This window comes from Nostoc sp. FACHB-280 (assembly GCF_014697615.1).
Lineage (GTDB): Bacteria > Cyanobacteriota > Cyanobacteriia > Cyanobacteriales > Nostocaceae > Nostoc_B.
Genome location: NZ_JACJSD010000027.1, coordinates 36,940 through 58,733, shown reverse-complemented (window position 1 = coordinate 58,733; position 21,794 = coordinate 36,940). Strand labels below are relative to the sequence as shown.

Below are 21,794 nucleotides of genomic sequence, written 5' to 3'. Positions count from 1 at the left end.
GGGGGAGACAAGGGAGAAAGATAGCTACCTTGTCCACCTTGTCCCCCTTGTCTCCCTTGTCTCCCTCCCCTCATATAACTCTTTACCACTAATTGTTAAAACAGATTATTTTTTAATACTTAATTTTAAATTTTGGCAAAACCCATTTATTTTCTAGTAATAAAAATATAAAAAAGAAACCTGCACAATTGCATTTTATGCCTTATACATTTAGTTGCTAGGTTGCAATTCTAAAATCGAAAATCTAAAATTCCAAATGGTATCACCGATTATTACAGTATCGCTATTATCAGTTTTAGCAGTGGCTTCCCCTGTGGCTGAGAAAAGCGAGGCTGAGGCATCTACTACCCTGAATGTCCCAGCGATCGCTAAAATCTTACCAGCAGACACACCATTGGTCAGCTTAATCAACACGAAGGTAGATGCTTGGGCAGACCTAAATCGTTTTTATTTATTTGACAGAGCATTTTCCGCCGTCGCTCAATATTTACCACCTTCTTTTAAACTCGACTATGTGCGAGAAATTGAGTCTTTGTTGGGCGAACAAGTAGCGGCTGCGTTTCTACCCAAGGTTGAAGGTACAACCGCAACTCTAGAGAATAACTTTATTATGTTGGCTCCTCTGAAAGATGAGTCCCGCATCCAGCCTTTGTTAGACTTACTGAAAAATAGTGACCCAAAACGAGTCAAGGTAAGTGAGTATAAAGGTGTAAATATTATAGAACTCCAGGTTCCAGAACCAGCCGAACCGCCAAAATTGCCAGAATCAAATCCAGAGACGGAATCAATACCCCCATTACCAGAGTTACCAAAAGCACCAGAATCAAATCCAGAGACGGAATCAACAGCCCCATTACCAGAATCACCAAAAGCACCGGAGCCAGCAGCATCACCAGAATCAAATTTAAAAAAACTTACCATATTACCGACAAAGTCGATAAAAATACCCCAAAAACCGACTAATTCTTTGACAAAATCCAACTTAGCGGCGATTCCACCGATTTTGGGTAATCCAGATTGGTTAAAAAGAAGACCCAAAGGACTAGCGATCGCTACTTTACCAGGATACGTTGTCACTGGATTTACGGCTAAAGCCATTGAGCAAATTATTGATACTTCCCAAGGAGAGAATAATCTTGCTCAAAATCCCCAATTTCAGGAAACAATAAAGCATCCCCAGTATGCTAAATCTTTGTTTGCCATTCATGAAAATTTGGCAACTTTTGTGCCTTTAATTAGCGAAATTGCCAAAGATCCAAGTCTGCCTTTTCCAATTTTTGGTAGTGAATCCATTAACCTTGATGAATTAAAAGAATATGGAAGTGTCAATGGGTTTTTAACAGTAGAACCAGAAGGATTACGCTTTCAAGCTACAGCCTATCGCCAAACTCCAAAATCAGAAAAAGATGAATTTCAAACTGAACAACCAGAGGCGATAGTATCAAGATTACCAGGTGCTACTTACTCTGCTGCCACTGGTCGCAATCTTAATCAGAAATGGCTACTAATAGCAAAAGCTTTAAGTACAGAACCAAAACTCAAAGAGTATCTCGACCAACTCCGTAGTTTTGTCCTGAATAATACCAAACTGGATTTAGAAAAAGACATACTCAACTGGATGGACGGTGATTATGCGTTCTTTTTGTTTCCTTCCAAGGGAGGGTTGTTAGGCTCAATTCCTAACTTGAATTTAGGGATTGGTATCGCCTTAGAAACAAATAATCGAGATGCTGCTGAAACCACTCTCAAGAAATTAGATGAACTGATCAAATCTTTTTCAAACGGAGAAGTTGTAGTTAATACTCAAGATATCCAAGGACAAACTATCACGAGTTGGGATATCAACGGAGAATCTTCTCAAAGCTTACTGGCTTATAATTGGGTAGACGAAAAAACTCTTGTGATTTCCACAGGTTTTGGTGCAATTAAAGATTTAGTACCACAGCCTTATATTCCCCTACCTACAACTTATAATTTCAAAACAGCAACTAATACTTTACCCCGACCTAACTACGGCTATTTTTATTTGAATGGTGGGTCTACTTTGTCTTGGATTTATGGATTTGCACCCAGTTTCTTTGATGATAAAAGTTTCCAACCTTGGAAATCAATTATTGGTTCAGTCTACAGTTTGAGTGCCACAAGTTCTACCACACCAGATAAAGAACAAGTTGATTTCTTAATGGTATTGGCTCCTACTAGAAGGCCAATTAATCCGGTGGGCAAAGAGTAATTATTAGGAGGTAGTAAGTAGGTCGGTGTTAAAAATTGTCGTTATGGCAAGGCAGGAGTCAGTGGTTCGGCTTCGCGGTAATCGAGCGAAGTCGAGATTACCGCGAAGCTCACCCACCTACTTACATCAACCCAACCACTCAGGATTAAGTGCGGTACTATCAAATTGACTCGTAGTTTTAAACAATTCATATTGACCTTTAGTCGCAGCTTGACGAGTTCGATTTAATAGTTCTTGAACTTGTGCTTGACTCATAGGTTCAAAGGTGCGGACAGCTTCAAAAGCTTGGTCTAGAATTTTCGTACTTTCAATGCCTGTAATCACTGTGGATGTTGGTAAATTCATCGCGTAGTGTAAGCATTCAATGGGTTTAACTGTATTACTTTTGAGAATATTTTGATCACCCATTGATTTCATTCCTAAAACACCAATGCCATCTTTGACTAGTCTGGGTAAAACTTGGCGTTCAAAACTGCGAAAATGGGCATCCATAACATTGAGTGGCATTTGTACTGTATCAAAACGAAAGTTGTTTTGAGCAGCAACATCCAGCATTCTTAGGTGAACTAAGGGGTCTTTGTGGCCAGTAAAGCCGATGTAGCGAATTTTGCCAGCTTTTTGGGCTTCTAGAACCGCCTCCATTGCACCGCCAGGAGCAAAAATCCGGTCTGGGTCTTCCATACGGATGATTTCATGATGCTGTAATAAGTCTATGCGATCGCTCTGCAATCTTTTCAAAGAATCATCAATTTGCTGGGTTGCGGCTTTTTTGGTGCGACCATCAATCTTTGTCATCAGAAATACTTTTTGCCGATAACCATCTCGGAGTGCTTTACCCATCCGAATTTCACTCCCGCCATTGTGATAGTCCCAGCTATTGTCCATAAAGTTAATACCACGATCAATAGCAGCACGAATCAGCCTGATACCTTCTTCCTCATCTTTTGGTCTACCAATATGGTGTCCACCCAAACCAATTACCGAAACTTTTTCCCCAGTCCGGCCTAACTGACGATAAATCATTTCACCTTTTTTAATTGGAGTGGATTGATTTTGGGCTAAAACTTGTTTGCCAATTCCTGCTGTCGCTGCTAGTCCGACTGTTCCTAAACCAGAAGCAGAAGCTATTTTCAGTAAATCTCGTCTACTGATTTCCATAAATCATTGAAATCAAAGTATTACATCCTCATAGCTTCGCACTGTGCAGGTTAGGGTGCATCTAACTGTTGAAAGAGAACAGTCTTGATCAAGAGGTATATTAAACCACTTACAGCGTTTTCCGGTTGAGTTCAGTATAAGTTGATAGAGGCTAGAGGCTAGATGAATGTACCTCATTGGAATGAAAAAAAGTGAATAGGGGGGTGAGGTGTAAGAGTTTTGAACATATACACCTCACACCCCTATACCCTTTCACCCTTCCCTAGTCCCTAGTCCCTAGCCCCTAGCCTCTAACCCCTCGTCTCACTTCGTCTGAAAAATATTCTGCACCATCACTTTATCTGTACTGTCGGCGGCTTTATCTAACTCTGCTATTTCACCAGCATCGAGTTGCCAACCTAATGCACCAATATTCTCCTGTGCTTGGGCGAGGGATTTTGCACCAGGGATGGGAATAGTACCTTTACAGATACACCAGTTAATGGCGACCTGTGACATAGTTTTATTGCGAGATTGGGCGATCGCTTGTAAACATGCTAACAGCGATCGCACCCCCGGTAATAACTGTCTAAATAACAACCCGCGTACACCTTTGGGAAAAGTCCCTGTCTCAGAATATTTACCTGTTAATATCCCCAAAGCCAAAGGACTGTAAGCAATTAATTTAATACCCAATTCATCGCACACATCTTTTAGTCCCAGTTGCGTCACCGGATAAGTCGATAACAAAGAATACTGCACTTGCAAGGTAGAAATCGGCACACCTCGTTCGGCAAATCTTTGCTGCACCATTTTTAAGCGTTTTGGCCCATAATTCGACAGCCCAACACCTTTAACCAAACCTTGTTCATAAAGGTCAGCCAAACCCTCTAATAAACCTTTTTCTTGCCAAGGTGCATAATTAGCAGTAGACCAGTGCATCTGTACTAAATCAACATTTCTACCTAAACGTTGGGCGGAAGACTGACAAGCTTTTATCATCGACTGGCTTGTCCATCGCCAAGGATACGCAGCCAGCTTTGTTGCAATGCAAATCTTTTCTTGGTTTAATCCTTGATACTCTTGAGAAAAACGCCCCAAGAGTAACTCACTGCGTCCATTTAATCTCCCAGTACCGTAAGAATCACCCGTGTCAAATAAAGTTACACCATTACTAACACACAAGTTAAACACAGCTTGTAGCTGCTCATCCATGTTTTCGTTGTATCCCCACAGCACTTGGTTTCCCCAAGCCCAAGTTCCGCAACCCATTTTTGACAGGGATAGTTCTCGACTGATTTGCATTTTGATTGTCAATCACGCACCATCTGTATTATCGGCATACATCGGCCTTTAATTTCATCCTGAGTGCTGAGTAGGAGTAGACAAGGTAGAAAGATTGCTTCTATGTCTCCCTTGTCCCCCTTGTCACACCTGCCCCGGTTGGTGAATCTCGACACTTCGACAAGCTCAGTGCATCGCTTCGCTCGATTACCGCGTAGCTGAACCACTGCCTCCTGCCTTCTTTCAAGCCAAGTGCATAAACACCAGTTTCAGCAACTCTGCACGGGTAAAAGGTTTAGTTAAATAACCAGAGGCTCCGACTAATTTAGCTTTGACTTTATCAACAATTCCTTTATTACCTGTGACAAAAATAATTGGAGTATGTTTAAACATAGAATTATTCCGAATTATTTTGCATAATTCATAACCATCAATTCCAGCCATATTGAGATCCAACAAAATTAAGTCTGGTTTATGACGAATAATTGACATTACAGCTTTGAGTGGATCATCAATTGTCACTACAGAAAAATTCTCACTTTCCAAAAAACGACTTATTTCTTTCAGAATTGTCGGGCTATCATCCACAGAAATGATTTTATAAGTCTTTTTGGCGTTGATGGTAGTAGTCGTTACTATTTCGGGCGGTGAGTTTATGGTATTTGGTATTGTTAATTCCTGAAGATTGTGAATTGATGGTGAGGTTGCTTGTGGCGATCGCACCACAAGGCTAAAATCTTCAACAGCCAGAGCCGTTTCTGCTTCTAGATAGCGATTACTGGGTTCTACTACTGTGTCGATGAATTGTCTGTTGAGTAATGCTGTTGTATATCGAGCAGATCCTGAAACTTCTGGCTGATGCTTAGGTAATTGATCAAATGGTGGATCTGGTTCGTGCAGAATTACCCCTCCTTGCACAATATGAGGGTATAAATGTTGAGCCAGTTGCATTTCATCTTGATTCATAATTACAGCCAGATGTCTCAGGCTAAATCCTTTCATCCAAGCTGTTAATTCTCGTGGTAGTTGCGGTAAATTCTTGCTGTGAAAATTCCTGTTAATTAACAGGTATGGACGCTGATAAGGTGAAGAGATTTGGGGTGCAAAAGATTGCCAATTTTGTAGTCTAACGTAACAAATTTCTAGAGTTTTTTCTACATCCAGACGACAAATTTTTGTCAATGTTTGGCTTGCATCACTTAAAGCATAAGTACCTGTTTTTACTAACAACAACGATTCCACCACTTCTTTAACAAGTTCTTGAATCAAAATTGTCGCTTGTGCATCATCCAGATAACCTTCGTTAATTAGCCAATGAATTGCTTGATAGTCAGCAGGCTGAGTTGATAAATCGTTGCTATCAGCAATGGCATGATTAAACACATCAACTTCAAAGTTCATGCGTAATTCTACGCGAATTTCGCTATTGAGAAAATTCAGGCGGCGGAGATGGCGCTCTAATCTATCAAAGGGTTCAACTGAGTTGGTGGCGTAGGTTATATTTCCCTGTTCTAAATAAATTAACCATGTTACTAAGTTACTAAATGCTTGTAAACAAGTAGTTTCGACACTATGAGATAGTTGTTTTAATAAACTATGAGGACGTAAAACTGTAAATGTACCAAAATTAGGCATTTTAAAAAATTGTTTTAGAAGATTATACAGAAGGTATGTAAATTTGGATTCTTATGTATGTTTTACTTTATTAGTTTTAATATGTCTTCCAGAAAATTATTTTTCTAGTAGAGAAAATAAATTGAGATTAAAAGCTATGGAAATCACAGCCTTATCTAGTCAGCTTAATGATCTGCTGAGACAAAACGACAATGCCTATAAAATACTTTTCATTAATATTTCTGAAAAGCCATAACAGAATTTAGTATTTTTACTCACTCAGGAGTCAGAACTGGCGCTGTACAAATCTTTACCCAAAACAATTCTTCTAGGAGGCTCAAGTACCAAAAGATCCGAGAAACTACCCCAGAACAATCTCAAATTCTATATTTGATTCAGAGTTTCCCAAATACACTAGATTTAAGAACAGAAAAATACATCTGTCATAAGATAGATTATTTATTTCTGAGCAAGCTTGAGGAAAATGAATGAAAAACAAAAATTTTACTAGCTCAATTCCGTATTTGGCTAAAAACCGACTTGCAGGATGACTTTAATGAGAAATTGCCAGAGTTAACAATTTGTCGCAGACAAAAAATGAATATGTTCCACACGAAATCTTTAAATTTTTATCTGGGCAAATTTTGATGTTTATTATATTCTATCGGTTGCCCTACATAAATCTTTATAGTTCTGGGATGCTCTAAACAAGAACTCTTGGTAAATTTGCGGTTGAGCAACGGTAACTTGATGAAAACTTTAATAAATGTGTAGAGAATTTAGGGAAAAGTATTTGTTTAATAGTTACATAAAGACTCGGCTGGCGATCGCCAAAAATTCACTTATTCCCTGTGAGGCTCCGGAAACTGAAATATATACTTTGAAAAAAGGAAAATAAAGCTTTGGACTATAACATAACACAAAAAGTTATGCAAGATACATTAACCCTGGATGAAGTAGTAGAATTTGCGGAAAATCCCGAACCCCGTTGTCCTTGTGTATTGTTACTAGATACATCTGGTTCCATGCAAGGCGAAGCCATAGAAGCATTAAATCAAGGCTTGCTGAGTTTAAAAGATGAATTAGTCAAAAATTCCTTAGCATCTCGTCGAGTTGAAGTAGCAATAGTAACTTTTGATAGCCAAGTAAATGTCGTCCAAGACTTTGTAACCGCTGATCAATTTAACCCGCCAATTCTCACCGCCCAAGGACTCACCAGCATGGGCGCAGGCATTCACAAAGCCTTAGATATGGTGCAAGAGCGTAAATCCCTATATCGCTCCAATGGCATTGCCTACTATCGCCCTTGGGTATTCATGATTACCGATGGTGAACCCCAGGGCGAACAAGAACATTTAGTAGCCCAAGCGGCCCAAAGAGTCCAAGGAGATGAAGCCAATAAGCGCGTAGCCTTTTTCTCTGTAGGTGTAGAAAATGCCAACATGACAACGCTCAATCAGTTAGCTGTGCGGACACCCCTGAAATTGCGCGGATTAAACTTCGTGGAAATGTTTATGTGGTTGTCAGCAAGTATGGCGGCTGTTTCCCATTCCCAAGTAGATGAACAAGTAGCATTACCTCCAATTGGCTGGGGTTCCATTTAATCGCCCTTGTGCGGTTTCATACTTACACAGCTAGCCCAGACACAGAATCTATGAACACATCAAAACAGATTTCTCATTGGCGGGTAGTCGCCGCATCTGTATGTGGTACCAGCCACATCAGAAATAAGCAGCTGTGTCAGGATGCTCACAACTGGCAGCTATTGCCAGACAATATATTAGTAGCCGCAGCAGCAGATGGCGCAGGTTCTGCCAGTCAGGGGAAAATTGGCGCAATGGTGGCGACAGAAGCAGCTGTAGAACATTTATCGCACAAAGAAGTCTCTCGCGCTGTTTTAGCTGATGATTTGGGAGTGCAATCTTTGTTGAGTGATGCCTTGCTGGCTGCTAAAAAAGCCGTAGAAGCAGAAGCCGCAGCTTGTAGTCAGCAGCCCCAAGATTTAGCAACTACCTTAATAATTACCATCGCTACACCAGAAATGGTAGCAGCCGCCCAAATCGGTGACGGGATGGCAGTCGCAAAAAATCGTCAAGGAAATTTAATTGCGCTAACCATACCCAATAACGGAGAATATATCAACGAAACGACGTTCTTGACTTCCTTAGATGCTATAGACACAGCTCAAATGAGATTATGGCGTGAAGAAATAGTCAACGTTGGTATCCTCACCGATGGACTACAAATGCTGGCTTTAAACATGGTTGTTGGCGAACCTCACAAACCCTTCTTTTTTCCTTTGTTTGACTTTATCGAAAACGCCGAGGACAAAACATTAGCGAAAGAGCAACTCGTGAGGTTTTTAGGTTCTGAGCGGATAACACAACGTACCGACGATGATTTAACACTAATTATTGCTGCCTTCAACCGCTCATAAACAAGGATTCTGCAAGTTCGGTCTTTTTATCTAACCCCCGTTAACAGTGACTTAAACATGAAGGTACTACGTTGTCTTCCCCAGCCAGAAATTATCAACCTCAGCGTTAGCTTAGGACGAGGTGGTGAAGCCTGTGTTTATGCAGTGCCATCTGATGGCGATTTAGTGGCGAAGGTTTATCACAAACCCACAGCCAATCACGCTAAAAAACTGCAAGCGATGCTGGCTAACCCACCGGAAAACCCGACAGCTAATTTGGGGCATATTTCCATTGCTTGGCCACAAGAGTTAATCAAAACAGCAGATGGGAGTAAAACTGTTATTGGTTTTATCATGCCGCGGATTCGCGGGATGCGGCCAATTATTGACTTTTACAACCCCAGAACCCGTCGCCAACACTGCCCGTTATTCAACTATCAATATTTAGTGCGAACAGCGCGGAATTTAGCGGCGGCTTTTGCAGCCCTGCACAGTAGTGGTTATTGCGTGGGTGATGTCAACGAGTCCAACATCTTAGTCAGTGATACAGCACTGGTGAGTTTGGTCGATACTGACTCTTTCCAAGTGCCAGATTTAAATCACAATCTTGTCTACCGCTGTGCAGTGGGTAAACCAGAGTTTACTCCACCAGAACTACAAAACAAAGTCTTCGCCCAACACGATCGCACAGTTGATCATGACTCATTTGGTTTGGCAGTACTGATCTTCCAATTATTAATGGAAGGTACACATCCTTTTTCCGGGATTTTTCAAGGTACTGCCGAACCGCCAGCTTACGAAGCCCGCATTGCTGCTGGACACTTCACCTACAGCCAAAACCGCCAAGTTCCTTACCTGCCAACTCCCATTGCCCCGCCTTGGGAAATGCTGCATCCAAGTTTGCAGGAATTGTTTATCCAGTGTTTTGAAACTGGCCACAACAACCCGCAGTTACGTCCCCATGCTCAAGCTTGGTTATCGGCTCTGACGGAAGCTGAAGATGCTTTAATTACCTGCACTACTAATCCTCAGCATCGCTACAGTAATCATTTGCATAGCTGTCCTTGGTGTGAGCGGACTTTGCGTTTAGGCGGACGAGATCCTTTTCCCTCACAACGGGCAATTGAAAATCGAGAACATCTCAGACCTGCCACTATCCCCACCAGACGCTACAATCAGCCTCATCGTTTACCACAGCCAGTTATGTCCTTTGCTAAGGGTAATTCCTGGCGACCGAATAATCAGCCAAATTATTTTCCTTATCAACAGCGCAAGGTATCGAAAATTTACCCGATTGTTTTAGGTTGTCTGGGTTTAGGGATGTTGGGTTATTTGGATGTGATGGTGAAATTTACCCGTCCGTTTGTGTCGCAAAATGCTTATACTCAGCAAACCTTGATGGCACATACGGCACCGAGTCGGCCGATGCTAAATTTTGCTGATTATTACAAACAAGGTCATGCTGCTTACCAAGTGCGCGACTATAAGCAAGCAGTGGAAAGTTTTACCAAAGCCATTCAAGAAGAACCAAAATACGCCAAATCTTTTATTAACCGAGGTAATGCTCGTTACAATCTTAAAGACTACGAAGGAGCATTAGCTGACTATACAAAAGCCTTGGAAATCAATCCCCAGGAAGTGAAAGCTTTGGTGAATCGTGGTAACGCTCGCTATATGCTGGCTGAGTATAGCAACGATCCAGATCGAGAATATCATTTAGCGATCGCAGATTTTAACAATGCCATCCGCCTCAACGTCAAAGAAGCCGAAGCATATATCCGTAGGGGTATTGTGCGAGCGCAAATCGCCAAGTATAGTGGTGAATCGCTCAAAGAGTTCCAGCAAGCCATAGGCGATTTTTCCGAAGCGATTAAACTCAACGCCTCCAAAGCCGAAGCTTATTTTCAGCGCGGTTCGGTATATTACCAAATGGCGCAATACAGCACCGAATACGCCCAACAATACCAAAAAGCGATCGCTGACTTTGACCAAGCATTAAAACTTAACGAAAAACTGGCAAAAGCTTATCTAAAACGCGGTATGGTGCGCTATGAAGTCGCCCAATATGGTGGTAAAGAAGCAGAAAAAAATAGCCACGCCGCCGTCGAAGACTTACAAGTGGCCGCTAAACTCGCCCTAGAACAAGAAGATACCGAAAATTATCAACAAGCACTCAGCAGTATGTGTGTGATCATTGAAAGCCAATGTAATGCTTTACTGCAAAGTTCTAGTGCTTGGGGAACTGTAGGAACAAATTAGGGTAAATTCATTGGTTATTTGTCAATAATTCTGCTTCAATATGGAACAATTAGATACCCGGCTTCTTGAAGAAGTCGGGTATCTGAATTTATGTAAACATTGACACTAATTGTTACTAGAAAATATTCTCTGCAATGCCCACAAAAGCCAGTCATATCTGAGTTAGAAAAATACAATCTAAATAATTTACGCGGTAACATTTATATTAATTTCAGTGAACAAATTTTCCGTGTAAAAACTATTCATCAACCTTTTACACATTCAAGATTTTAATTTACTTTTCCTTCATACAAGTAGCAAAAATTCTAGTTAGATTATGTACGGAGAAAAACAGAGCAAAGACAAATTCTCTCCAACCAAGTGCATCCTCTTCATCTCCAGAAACTCAGATTAAAGAATCTAGAAGTCAAAATCCAGAATCCAGAATTAATGAGTATATGAATCCTACACTCATTAAAAGCCTCTAAATCTAATATTTTGACTCCTGAATTCTAATTACATAATAATTCCCTACGAATCTCCGAGGTAATTGCATGAAAGCGGTGATTTTGGCTGGTGGACTTGGTACACGCCTCAGTGAAGAAACCAGTATCAGACCAAAGCCAATGGTGGAAATTGGTGGTAAACCAATTCTTTGGCACATCATGAAAACTTATTCAGCCCACGGCATTAATGATTTTATTATTTGTTGTGGTTACAAAGGTTACGTGATTAAAGAGTATTTTGCTAATTACTTCTTACACATGTCAGATGTAACTTTTGATATGCGTTTTAACCAAATGAATGTACATTCTGGTTATGCAGAACCTTGGCGTGTGACATTAGTCAATACTGGCGACAGTACTATGACTGGTGGACGCTTAAAACGAGTTGCTGAACATGTCGGAAATGACACTTTTTGCTTTACTTATGGTGATGGTGTAAGTGATATAAATATCACTGAGCTAATTAAATTTCATAAACAACAAAAAACATTAGCGACACTCACAGCAGTACAACCAGCCGGACGTTTTGGCGCTATTTCTTTAGAACAAGAGCAAACCAAAATTACCAGCTTCCGTGAAAAACGCGACGGTGAAGGCGCTTGGGTAAATGGTGGCTATTTTATTCTCGAACCAGATGTTATTGATTTAATTGCGGATGACAGCACCGTTTGGGAGAAAGAACCATTAGAAAAGTTAGCTGATATGGAACAGTTATCTGCTTTTAAACACAATGGTTTTTGGCAGCCAATGGATACCTTACGCGATAAAAATCATCTCGAAGAACTATGGCAGAGTGGTAAAGCTCCTTGGCAAGTATGGTAAGAAGTATGAAGTATGAAGTGTAAAGTATAAAATTTCATGCTCAAGCTTCTACTTCAGCTTTTTCACAAATGACAAATGACTAATGACAAATAATATGTACGATTTTGCGATTGTCGGCGGTGGCATAGTAGGCTTATCAACAGCGATGGCCTTGGGTAAACGTTATCCACAAGCACGCATTTTAGTATTAGAAAAAGAAAGCAACTGGGCATTTCACCAAACCGGCAATAATAGTGGGGTAATTCACTCTGGCATTTACTACAAACCAGGGAGTTTTAAAGCTAAATTTTGCCGTGATGGTAGTCGCTCGATGGTGGAATTCTGCCAAGAGCATGGAATTGACCATGAAATCTGCGGTAAAGTTATTGTTGCTACCGATGAACAAGAACTACCACGGTTAGAAAATCTCTATCAACGTGGTTTAGAAAATAATTTAAAAGTCCAAAAAATCAGTCCAGAAGAGGTTAGAGAAATTGAACCTCATGTGAGCTGTGTGGCGGGCATTCGAGTATTTTCGACTGGTATTGTTAATTACAAGCAAGTTTGTTTAAAATACGCCCAATTAATTCAAAATCAAGGTGGAGATTTACGCCTCAATACCAAAGTATTGAAAATCTCTGCGAGTGGGAAAAATCAAGTACTAGAAACCAATCAAGGCAACTTTGAAACGAAATTTATCATCAATTGTGCCGGATTGCATAGCGATCGCATTGCTAAGTTAGGTGGAGTCGAACCCAAAGCGAAAATCGTACCTTTCCGGGGCGAATATTACGAACTCACCCCAGAAAAACGGTATCTGGTAAAAACCCTAATTTACCCAGTTCCCAACCCTGATTTTCCCTTCCTAGGCGTTCACTTTACCAAAATGATTGATGGTACAGTTCATGCTGGCCCTAACGCCGTTCTCAGCCTCAAGCGCGAAGGTTACAAAAAAACCGACTTCGACTTGCGGGATTTTGCAGAAGTCATGACTTACCCCGGTTTCTGGAAGCTTGCAGCTAAACACGCTGACGAAGGTATTCAAGAAATCATTCGTTCCTTTAGCAAAGCAGCATTTGTCAGAAGTTTGCAAAAACTGATTCCCGAAGTTCAAGCCGAAGATTTAGTCCCCACCCATGCGGGAGTTCGCGCCCAAGCTTTAATGGATGACGGCAAACTAGTAGACGACTTTTTGATCATTCCTGGTCAAAATTCAATTAATGTCTGCAATGCACCTTCACCCGCAGCCACATCTTCTTTAGAAATTGGCAAAGCGATCGCTTCTCAAGTTCCTCAACAGTCCCATCTTGAAACTGTAATTGTTGCATAAGTATTGGGAGTTGGGAGTGCTGTAAATATACGACAGTCCCGAAAAATGCGTCAAAGTCCCCCTTAAAAAGGGGGATTTAGGGGGAACTCAAATGTCTTACTAGCAAATAGAGGGCTTTTAAAACATTTTCTGACTCCTGAATTTTTACCTCAAAACTTTTAAAGGAATTTCCACAAATGAAAATATTAGTAACCGGAACAGAAGGCTATCTAGGTTCTTTATTGCCTCCTCTGTTAATTGAACGTGGCCATGAAGTCATCGGTGTTGACACAGGCTTTTATAAAGTTGGTTGGCTGTACAACGGTACAGAAATTACCGCTAAAACCCTCAACAAAGATATCCGCCACATTACCCCAGAAGATTTAGAAGGTGTAGACGCGATCGTTCACATGGCGGAACTTTCCAACGACCCCACCGGACAACTAGCACCCAATATTACCTACGAAATCAATCATTTAGGTTCTGTACGCCTTGCTAATTTAGCTAAAACAATGGGTGTGCGACGCTTCGTCTATATGTCTTCGTGTAGTGTTTATGGTGTAGCTACAGAAGGCGATGTCACAGAAGAATCTCCCATCAATCCCCAAACTGCTTATGCAGAATGTAAAACCCTTGTTGAACGAGATGTTAGACCCCTGGCAGATGATGATTTTTCCCCAACATTCATGCGGAATGCCACAGCTTTTGGTGCTTCTCCTAGAATGCGGTTTGACATCGTATTAAACAACCTCGCTGGTTTAGCTTGGACAAGTAAAGAAATTAAAATGACCAGCGATGGTACACCTTGGCGGCCATTAGTCCACGCATTAGATATTTGTAAAGCCATTATCTGTGCCTTAGAAGCACCACGCGACCTTGTACATAACCAAATCTTTAACGTTGGTGATACCAGTAATAACTATCGAGTCAAAGAAATTGCCGAAATTATTGCTGATGCTTTCCCTGGTTGTAAATTAAGCTTTGGTCAAAATGGCGCAGATAACCGCAGTTATCGCGTATCCTTCGAGAAAATTAACAGCATTCTCCCTGGTTTTAAATGTGATTGGAATGCTCAATTAGGCGCACAACAACTATTTAACTTATTCAGTCAAATTGATATGACTGAAGACACCTTCTTATTTAGAGGGTTTACTCGCTTAAAACAGCTAGAGTATCTCATCCGCACCGAACAAATTGACAAAGATTTCTTCTGGACTAAAAAGTAAGTTCCAGTATTAACTATTAACCAAGTTATATCCCCGACTTCTTTGAGAAGTCGGGGATATGGAAATTCAGTCAATATTAACAATACTAAATCTCATCTTGTAATATATCTTAGCAAAAAAATGAATAAATTACTCACCATTGCTATTCCTACTTATAATCGTGCTGCACTTTTAGAGCAACAACTATCTTGGTTAGCAAAATCTCTACCAGGATTTGAATCTGAGTGTGAAATTATTATTTCTGATAATTGTTCCAAAGATAACACTCAAGAAATCATTAAAAAATGGCAACCAATCTTTAGTGAAACTACATTTAAATATTATAGAAATCAAGAGAATATAGGTTTAATGCCTAACATCGCTGCTTGTATTCAAGCTGCCAGTGGTAGATATGTTTGGACAGTTGGCGATGATGACCCGATTCAAGATAATGCTTTGACTTTTTTGTTAAAAACTATCAAGCAAAATCCTGAGACAGCACTGATTTTTTTGAATTGCTATGGCAGGGATAAGTTAACTAATGAAATCACTGTACAACGCTGGTTTAACAGTGATAGTGATGCACCAATGACTAATGGTAAAGCTGCTTTACAACGTTATCTCAAAGAAAGCTTTGGCGGTGTAATTTTTATGACTGCAACAGTTTATCAAACAGCATTAGTCAAACGCGCTCTGCAACAATGGCAATCTGCTTGTAAAAATCTGGCATCTCAGGCATATTGGACAGGCTTTTGTGCAAGTAATGGTAGCGTGATTGTCACTAAAGATAATTATTTAGAATGTACCATGCACGCGAGTTATTTAGAGCAAGACCCAAAATGGTCATTCATGATGAGATATGTTTACATTCCAGAAGTTTATGCCAAACTTTTAGAAATTGGCTATTCTAAGACATTTTGTCTGCAAATGATTTTGCAGAATATCGTTACCAAAAGCGACTGGATAATTTTCTTGGGAGCTTTTAGAAGATGGCCGGGTTTAGCCATCAACATTATTATTTCATATCTAGTTTTAGTAATTGCATCTATACGTAAGTCATTTTTACCAGCAAAAGCACTAAAAGTTAGTTAATAAACCTGAAAAATTTCTCTATTTATGAATAAATTACTCACCATTGCCATCCCTACATATAATCGGGCTGAATTACTGGATAAACAGTTATCATGGCTGACAAAAGCAATTCAAGGTTTTGAATCTGAATGTGAAATTTTAGTTTCTGATAACTGTTCTACAGATCATACTCAGGCTGTGATTCAGAAATGGCAAGCAAAACTGAGTAATATCACATTTAGGTCAAATAGAAATCCTGAAAACTTAGGCGTAATGCGGAATATCATGTATTGCCTAAGTTCAGCAACAACCAAGTATGTTTGGACAATTGGAGATGATGATCCAATCCAAGATAGAGCTATTCCTTATGTGATTGAGAAGCTCAAACAACATGAAGATTTAGGATTATTATTTCTCAATTTTTCGGGAAGAAATAAAATTAATAATGAACCAGTTCATCCCCCCACAATTGTAGGAAATCGCTGGTTTGATGCTGATTCAGAAGATGGTCGCGGAGATAGTAAAGCGATATTTGAACATTGCTTTGCTAAAAGCGTAGGCGCAGTTATTTTTCTCACCGCTAGTATTTACCGCGCTGATTTTGTAAAACGTGCCTTACAAATTTGGCCGGATGCTGCAAGTAATTGGATTTCTTTAGCCTATTTGGCTGGCTATTGTGCTGCACACGGCAAGATAATTGTCACGAAAGAGACTTATTTAGAATGTATTGTGGGTGTGAGTTATTGGCAAAAAGAGCCAAAATCAGCCCTATTAATGCAATACAAACATATTCCCGAAGTCATTTTGAAACTAGAGGAATGTGGCTATTCTAAGCAATTTTGCAGACGGATGCTATTACAAAATGGCAAAGAAGTTAATTTAAAAGTTTTCTTGGGTGCTTTAAGAAGATGGCCTGTATCTGCCATTAAAGTAGCAGTTCCGTTTGTTGCTTTAGTGAGTCTTTCGATGTTGGATGTAATGGCGTTGAAAGAATTGAAACTTGCCGAAACTAACGAACCAACTCCTCAAGAATTGCGAACAACCAATAACAGGCGATCGCAACTTAAATCTATTATCAAAACAAAATAATCTACCTATGCTAAATATACTTCAAGACAAGATAGAAGCAATAAACTCAGAGTTAGCTTATAGAATCAAACTCTGGCAGTATACGCCGAATTTACCAACCCTAGAACCAAGCGATCGCTTAATAGTTGATACCCTCAAGCGCGAAGGTATTTACATTACCACACTTGCTGAATTAGGATTAGCCACCACACCACAATTACTTGAGGCTGCTAATAGCTTACTACCAAATATTGGTACTGCCAACTATGCCGCTTCTGCTCAAAATCCTCCAGAAATTTACACAGTTACCCATTTACCCAACTTTCATAACTGGGGAAAGGAAACAAAGCTGTTAAATATTCTGGAAAATTACATTGGTCTTCCTGTTGCCTATCATGGTGTACAAGTACGTAAAGACTTTGTAAATACTAGTCAATTCAGCACCATGCTATGGCACAGAGATTCAGAAGATCGCCGGATTATTAAAATCATCATTTACTTAAATGATGTAGAAGAAGAAAACGGCCCTTTTGAATATGTACCAGCATCATTTACTTCTATCTCTAATCTTAATTTCTATCGCCTGTATACCAAAATCTACAATACAGGCATTGATGATGCAACCTTAGACAAAATTGTGCCTAAATCAGCTTGGAAGTCATGTCCAGGGAAAGCAGGTACCGTCATTATTGTTGATACCCAGCGACTTCTACATCATGGCACTGTACGCACTCAAGAGCGTTCCACACTATTTTTTGTCTACACTGCTAACCCACCGAAAAGACCTGGGCTTTGTACTCAATACTGGGATGATACTTATCCTAAACCAGAAGTACTCCAGAAAATCTAAGGATTCAGAATACGGAATTTAGGAGTCAGATTTGAATCAAGTTTGATAACCAACACATAGAAAATAACAAAATTTCTATCTAGCAGAATTATGAATTTTTAATAATTCTGAATCTTGTATTCTGACTCCTGAATTCTGGCTTCTCAAGCTAATTAACGTAATCACAGTAAATTAATGAGGTATTTGTGCCATGCTGAATACAATAAAAGGCAAAATGGCAACACTCAACTCAGAGTTAGCTTATAGAATGAGAATCTGGCAGCATACAGCCAAACTGCCAGCACTAGAATCAGGCGATCGCTTGATTGTGAACACACTCAAACGAGAAGGTGCTTATGTAACCACACTTGCCGATTTAGGCTTACCATCCACTCAAGAAATGCTACAGGCTGCTAATCATCAATTAAGCAGAATGGCAGATATCAATAACTCCCATCAAAATGAGAGATTACCACAAATTTATACAGTTACAGATTTACCAGAATTTTATAAATGGGGAAGTAATAACAGACTATTAAAGATAATTGAAAATTATTTAGGTTTACCCGTTGCTTTTCACGGTGTACATTTACGCAAAGACTTTCCGAATGAACACCAATTCGGCACATTATTATGGCATAAAGATTCCGAAGACCGCAAAATGGTTAAGGTAATTATTTATCTCCATGATGTTGAGAAAAAGCACGGGCCGTTTGAGTATATTCCTTTATCATTAACATCATATCCGCAATTAAATTCCTATCGAATTGACCGCCAGTTGCGTCAGTCTGGTTACTTAGGAATTAACGATGAACAAGTAGAAAAAATTATTCCCCAATCAGCTTGGAAATCTTGCACAGGGAAAGCCGGCACAGTACTCATTGCAGATCCCAGAACTGCTTTACATCACGGTACTATCCGCACCGAAGCAAGGTCAGCACTATTTTTTGTTTATACAACTAACCCACCCAAACGACCAGAACTTTGCACTCAATATTGGGATGACACTTTTCCCAAGCCAGAAATGCTGCAAGAAATTGCTTAGTGGTAAATAGTATTACTTTAGTCTCCTTGCTTTAATCCCATAGATATATCTATGGGATTACTCAGTACTCAGCACTACTGAAAATGTTCGACATCATAAGCCTATGCTAAAAGCACTTAAATATAAAATATTTTCCCTATTCTCTGATTTGGTTTTTAACCTCAAACGTTGGCGACATACTAAAAATTTACCAGCATTAGAATCACGCGATCGCAAAATTGTCGAGACTCTCAAACGAGATGGTGTTTATGCGACAACTTTGGCAGATTTAGGTTTAGATTTTAGTGCTGAACTACTCCAAGCTGCTAATTATCAATTGTCTCGGATACGAAATCCCAACAATGAAAATTTAGCCGAAAAATGGCCGCACATTACCACAGTGACGGCTTTACCAGAATTTTCTCAATGGGCAAAGCAAAAAAGATTGCTAAATATCATTGAAAATTATATTGGCGTACCTATCACTTTTCATGGTGTACATTTACGCCAAGATTTTCCTAGTGATCATCAATTCGGCACTTTATTATGGCATAGTGATGCTGAAGACCGCCGCTTGATTAAAATCTTTGTTTGCTTGCATGATGTAGAAGAAAAAACCGGGCCTTTTCAATACATTCCCCGTTCTTTAACACCTTTATTTAGTCTGAAATCTTGGTGGCTTTATTACCAGCTTTTAAAGTCAAGCTATATGGGTATTGATGATGAAATTGTCAAAAAAGTCATACCTCAATCAGCTTGGAAATCTTGTCCAGGGCCAGCAGGTACAGTCATTTTTGTAGATACCAAAAATACTTTACATCATGGCACTGTACGCAGCGAAACACGCTCAACACTGTTCTTTTGCTACACAGCTAACCCTCCCGAAAGACCAGACCTGTGTACACAATTTTGGGATGATACTCATCCCAGCGCAGAAGTGACTGTATCTGAAGTTGAAAAAACTCTGGTTTAACAAAGTCATAACTTAGAATTCAGGAGCCAGAATTTCAAATTAATTTAGGATAATTGATACTTAAATTTATGAATTTTTCCTGATTTTTTAAGTACTCTGAGTACAGATTTATAGCTACTAATTTCCGAAAAAACAAACATTAATTATTGAGGTAGTTCATGATTTTTACAGCTACAAGTCTGCAAGATGCTTACATTATTGACTTAGAAGAAAGAAATGATCATCGTGGTTTTTTTGCTAGATATTTTTGCGCTCAAGAATTTGAAGCCCACGGCTTAAAACCAATGGTTTCTCAATGTAATTTATCTTATAACTATAAAAAAGGCACTCTACGGGGAATGCACTATCAACTCCACCCCGCAGCCGAAACCAAATTAGTGCGCTGTACTAAAGGGGCAATTTACGACGTAATTATTGATATGCGTCCTAATTCACCAACATTTCTACAGCACATTGGTGTGGAATTAACCGCCGAAAATCGTCGGGCTTTATATGTTCCTGAAATGTTTGCTCACGGTTATCAAGCATTGACAGATGATGCAGAAGTTATCTATCAAGTTGGTGAGTTTTATACACCAGGATATGAGAGAGGCTTGCGCTATAATGACCCATTTTTCAACATTGAATGGCCTGTAGAAGTTACAGAAATTTCTGAGAAAGATTTGACTTGGCCATTGTTGAGTATGATGCGTGTCGGAGAAGCTGAAGCTGTTTCGGCAAGTGTATAAGTAACCAAAAATAATTTAGCGATATTCAAAGAGGAATTTCATGATTATTATTGATAATGCTTTAAAAGCTCGTGCTGCTGCTGGTAATCCCATCAAAGTGGGAATGATTGGCGCTGGCTTTATGGGGCGAGGAATTGCTAATCAAATTATTAATTCAGTTCCCGGAATGGAGTTAGTTGCTATCTTCAACCGGAGTATTGATGGAGCTAAAAGAGCTTATACAGAAGCTGGTATTGCAGATGTGCAAGTGGTGAACACTGTCAGCGATTTAGAAGATGCGATCGCCACTGGCAAATATGCAATCACCGACGATGCTAAAATCATCTGTCAAGCCGAAAGCATTGAAGCAATTATTGAAGTGACTGGCGCAGTCGAATTTGGCGCTCATATCGTCATGGAAGCGATCGCCCATCGCAAGCATGTCATTATGATGAATGCTGAACTCGATGGTACTGTCGGCCCCATCCTGAAAGTTTACGCCGACAAAGCAGGCGTTATCCTCAGTGCTTGCGATGGCGACCAACCAGGGGTAGAAATGAATCTGTACCGCTTTGTGCAGAGCATTGGTTTGACACCATTACTGTGCGGTAACATCAAAGGCTTGCAAGACCCCTATCGCAACCCCACCACCCAAGAAGGCTTTGCTAAACGTTGGGGACAAAAAGCCCACATGGTAACAAGCTTTGCTGATGGTAGCAAAATTTCCTTTGAGCAGGCGATCGTTGCTAATGCAACCGGGATGCAAGTCGCCAAACGAGGAATGCTGGGCTATGACTTCACAGGTCATGTTGATGAAATGACTAATATGTACGACATTGACCAACTCAAAGAATTAGGCGGTATCGTTGATTATGTAGTTGGTGCTAAACCCGGCCCCGGTGTATTTGTTTTCGCTACCCACGACGACCCCAAACAACGCCACTACCTCAACCTCTACAAATTAGGTGAAGGGCCTCTCTATAGCTTCTATACTCCTTATCACCTCTGTCATTTTGAAGTTCCCTTATCAGTGGCTCGTGCTGTCTTATTCAACGATGCAGTCATGGCTCCAATTAATAAACCAATGGTAGATGTAGTCACAACCGCCAAAATCGATTTGAAAGCTGGCGAAACTCTCGATGGCATTGGTTACTATATGACCTACGGTCAATGTGAAAATTCACCCGTTGTTCAAGCACAAAAACTCCTACCAATGGGTCTAGCTGAAGGCTGTCGCTTAAAACGAGATATTCCCCGCGATCAAGTGCTGACCTATGATGATGTAGAGCTACCTGAAGGTAGACTTTGTGACCAATTACGCGCAGAACAAAATGCTTATTTTGCTTCTGAAAAAGTTCTCGTAGCTGTTGGGTAATCCC

Annotated in this window: 17 protein-coding genes; 14 read left to right on the top strand and 3 right to left on the bottom strand. The window is 40.1% G+C overall.

Annotated elements, in window-relative coordinates:
* The first annotated feature begins 256 nt into the window (after positions 1 to 256).
* Entirely contained in the window at positions 257 to 2,233 is a 1,977-nt protein-coding gene (locus H6G75_RS19455; protein WP_190981648.1) for a DUF3352 domain-containing protein, read from the top strand.
* A gap of 126 nt (positions 2,234 to 2,359) precedes the next feature.
* Here H6G75_RS19455 and H6G75_RS19450 read toward each other — a convergent pair whose 3' ends face one another.
* From H6G75_RS19450 to H6G75_RS19440, 3 genes are all read right to left on the bottom strand, one after another.
* Positions 2,360 to 3,391, bottom strand: a complete 1,032-nt coding sequence (locus tag H6G75_RS19450; RefSeq protein ID WP_190981647.1) for an aldo/keto reductase — start codon at positions 3,389 to 3,391, stop codon at positions 2,360 to 2,362.
* Positions 3,392 to 3,694: 303 nt separating this feature from the next.
* On the bottom strand, positions 3,695 to 4,675 hold the full coding sequence (locus H6G75_RS19445) for an aldo/keto reductase (protein ID WP_190981646.1): 981 nt from the start codon (positions 4,673 to 4,675) through the stop codon (positions 3,695 to 3,697).
* A 222-nt stretch (positions 4,676 to 4,897) separates the two neighbouring features.
* Positions 4,898 to 6,289 (bottom strand): response regulator, encoded by a 1,392-nt coding sequence (locus H6G75_RS19440; RefSeq protein WP_190981645.1) that lies wholly within the window; start codon positions 6,287 to 6,289, stop codon positions 4,898 to 4,900.
* A gap of 908 nt (positions 6,290 to 7,197) precedes the next feature.
* On the opposite strand from H6G75_RS19440, the gene H6G75_RS19435 reads away from it, so the two are divergent.
* The 13 genes from H6G75_RS19435 (at position 7,198) to H6G75_RS19375 (ending at position 21,790) form a co-directional block, all read left to right on the top strand.
* Complete coding sequence (locus H6G75_RS19435) at positions 7,198 to 7,872, top strand: VWA domain-containing protein (RefSeq protein WP_190981644.1); 675 nt, start codon at positions 7,198 to 7,200, stop codon at positions 7,870 to 7,872.
* A gap of 50 nt (positions 7,873 to 7,922) precedes the next feature.
* Entirely contained in the window at positions 7,923 to 8,705 is a 783-nt protein-coding gene (locus tag H6G75_RS19430) for a PP2C family serine/threonine-protein phosphatase (RefSeq protein WP_190981643.1), read from the top strand.
* A 57-nt stretch (positions 8,706 to 8,762) separates the two neighbouring features.
* Positions 8,763 to 10,943, top strand: coding sequence for a tetratricopeptide repeat protein (locus tag H6G75_RS19425; RefSeq protein WP_190981642.1), 2,181 nt, complete (start codon positions 8,763 to 8,765; stop codon positions 10,941 to 10,943).
* Positions 10,944 to 11,476: 533 nt separating this feature from the next.
* Positions 11,477 to 12,250 (top strand): glucose-1-phosphate cytidylyltransferase, encoded by a 774-nt coding sequence (gene rfbF / locus H6G75_RS19420; protein WP_062287188.1) that lies wholly within the window; start codon positions 11,477 to 11,479, stop codon positions 12,248 to 12,250.
* 94 nt (positions 12,251 to 12,344) lie between these two features.
* Positions 12,345 to 13,559 carry an L-2-hydroxyglutarate oxidase gene (gene lhgO, locus H6G75_RS19415; protein WP_190981674.1) on the top strand — a complete coding sequence of 405 codons (1,215 nt, stop codon included), beginning with the start codon at positions 12,345 to 12,347 and terminating at the stop codon, positions 13,557 to 13,559.
* Between the two features lie 176 nt (positions 13,560 to 13,735).
* Positions 13,736 to 14,764 (top strand): SDR family oxidoreductase, encoded by a 1,029-nt coding sequence (locus H6G75_RS19410; protein ID WP_190981641.1) that lies wholly within the window; start codon positions 13,736 to 13,738, stop codon positions 14,762 to 14,764.
* A gap of 120 nt (positions 14,765 to 14,884) precedes the next feature.
* Positions 14,885 to 15,835 carry a glycosyltransferase family 2 protein gene (locus H6G75_RS19405; RefSeq protein WP_190981640.1) on the top strand — a complete coding sequence of 317 codons (951 nt, stop codon included), beginning with the start codon at positions 14,885 to 14,887 and terminating at the stop codon, positions 15,833 to 15,835.
* 24 nt (positions 15,836 to 15,859) lie between these two features.
* Positions 15,860 to 16,903 carry a glycosyltransferase family 2 protein gene (locus tag H6G75_RS19400; RefSeq protein ID WP_190981639.1) on the top strand — a complete coding sequence of 348 codons (1,044 nt, stop codon included), beginning with the start codon at positions 15,860 to 15,862 and terminating at the stop codon, positions 16,901 to 16,903.
* A 7-nt stretch (positions 16,904 to 16,910) separates the two neighbouring features.
* Positions 16,911 to 17,732, top strand: coding sequence for a phytanoyl-CoA dioxygenase family protein (locus H6G75_RS19395; RefSeq protein ID WP_190981638.1), 822 nt, complete (start codon positions 16,911 to 16,913; stop codon positions 17,730 to 17,732).
* Between the two features lie 190 nt (positions 17,733 to 17,922).
* On the top strand, positions 17,923 to 18,756 hold the full coding sequence (locus H6G75_RS19390) for a phytanoyl-CoA dioxygenase family protein (RefSeq protein WP_190981637.1): 834 nt from the start codon (positions 17,923 to 17,925) through the stop codon (positions 18,754 to 18,756).
* A gap of 103 nt (positions 18,757 to 18,859) precedes the next feature.
* Positions 18,860 to 19,708 (top strand): phytanoyl-CoA dioxygenase, encoded by an 849-nt coding sequence (locus tag H6G75_RS19385; RefSeq protein WP_190981636.1) that lies wholly within the window; start codon positions 18,860 to 18,862, stop codon positions 19,706 to 19,708.
* Positions 19,709 to 19,866: 158 nt separating this feature from the next.
* Positions 19,867 to 20,436, top strand: a complete 570-nt coding sequence (rfbC, locus tag H6G75_RS19380) for a dTDP-4-dehydrorhamnose 3,5-epimerase (protein WP_190981635.1) — start codon at positions 19,867 to 19,869, stop codon at positions 20,434 to 20,436.
* Positions 20,437 to 20,476: 40 nt separating this feature from the next.
* Positions 20,477 to 21,790, top strand: coding sequence for an NAD(P)H-dependent oxidoreductase (locus tag H6G75_RS19375; protein WP_190981634.1), 1,314 nt, complete (start codon positions 20,477 to 20,479; stop codon positions 21,788 to 21,790).
* Positions 21,791 to 21,794: the final 4 nt, after the last annotated feature.

Coding starts and splice junctions, on each gene's coding strand:
- H6G75_RS19450 (WP_190981647.1), bottom strand. CDS start 3,391: ATGGAAATCAGTAGACGAGATTTACTGAAAATAGCTTCTGCTTCTGGT.
- H6G75_RS19435 (WP_190981644.1), top strand. CDS start 7,198: ATGCAAGATACATTAACCCTGGATGAAGTAGTAGAATTTGCGGAAAAT.
- H6G75_RS19445 (WP_190981646.1), bottom strand. CDS start 4,675: ATGCAAATCAGTCGAGAACTATCCCTGTCAAAAATGGGTTGCGGAACT.
- rfbC (WP_190981635.1), top strand. CDS start 19,867: ATGATTTTTACAGCTACAAGTCTGCAAGATGCTTACATTATTGACTTA.
- H6G75_RS19390 (WP_190981637.1), top strand. CDS start 17,923: ATGCTGAATACAATAAAAGGCAAAATGGCAACACTCAACTCAGAGTTA.
- H6G75_RS19455 (WP_190981648.1), top strand. CDS start 257: ATGGTATCACCGATTATTACAGTATCGCTATTATCAGTTTTAGCAGTG.
- H6G75_RS19405 (WP_190981640.1), top strand. CDS start 14,885: ATGAATAAATTACTCACCATTGCTATTCCTACTTATAATCGTGCTGCA.
- rfbF (WP_062287188.1), top strand. CDS start 11,477: ATGAAAGCGGTGATTTTGGCTGGTGGACTTGGTACACGCCTCAGTGAA.
- H6G75_RS19430 (WP_190981643.1), top strand. CDS start 7,923: ATGAACACATCAAAACAGATTTCTCATTGGCGGGTAGTCGCCGCATCT.
- H6G75_RS19395 (WP_190981638.1), top strand. CDS start 16,911: ATGCTAAATATACTTCAAGACAAGATAGAAGCAATAAACTCAGAGTTA.
- H6G75_RS19375 (WP_190981634.1), top strand. CDS start 20,477: ATGATTATTATTGATAATGCTTTAAAAGCTCGTGCTGCTGCTGGTAAT.
- H6G75_RS19425 (WP_190981642.1), top strand. CDS start 8,763: ATGAAGGTACTACGTTGTCTTCCCCAGCCAGAAATTATCAACCTCAGC.
- H6G75_RS19440 (WP_190981645.1), bottom strand. CDS start 6,289: ATGCCTAATTTTGGTACATTTACAGTTTTACGTCCTCATAGTTTATTA.
- lhgO (WP_190981674.1), top strand. CDS start 12,345: ATGTACGATTTTGCGATTGTCGGCGGTGGCATAGTAGGCTTATCAACA.
- H6G75_RS19400 (WP_190981639.1), top strand. CDS start 15,860: ATGAATAAATTACTCACCATTGCCATCCCTACATATAATCGGGCTGAA.
- H6G75_RS19410 (WP_190981641.1), top strand. CDS start 13,736: ATGAAAATATTAGTAACCGGAACAGAAGGCTATCTAGGTTCTTTATTG.
- H6G75_RS19385 (WP_190981636.1), top strand. CDS start 18,860: ATGCTAAAAGCACTTAAATATAAAATATTTTCCCTATTCTCTGATTTG.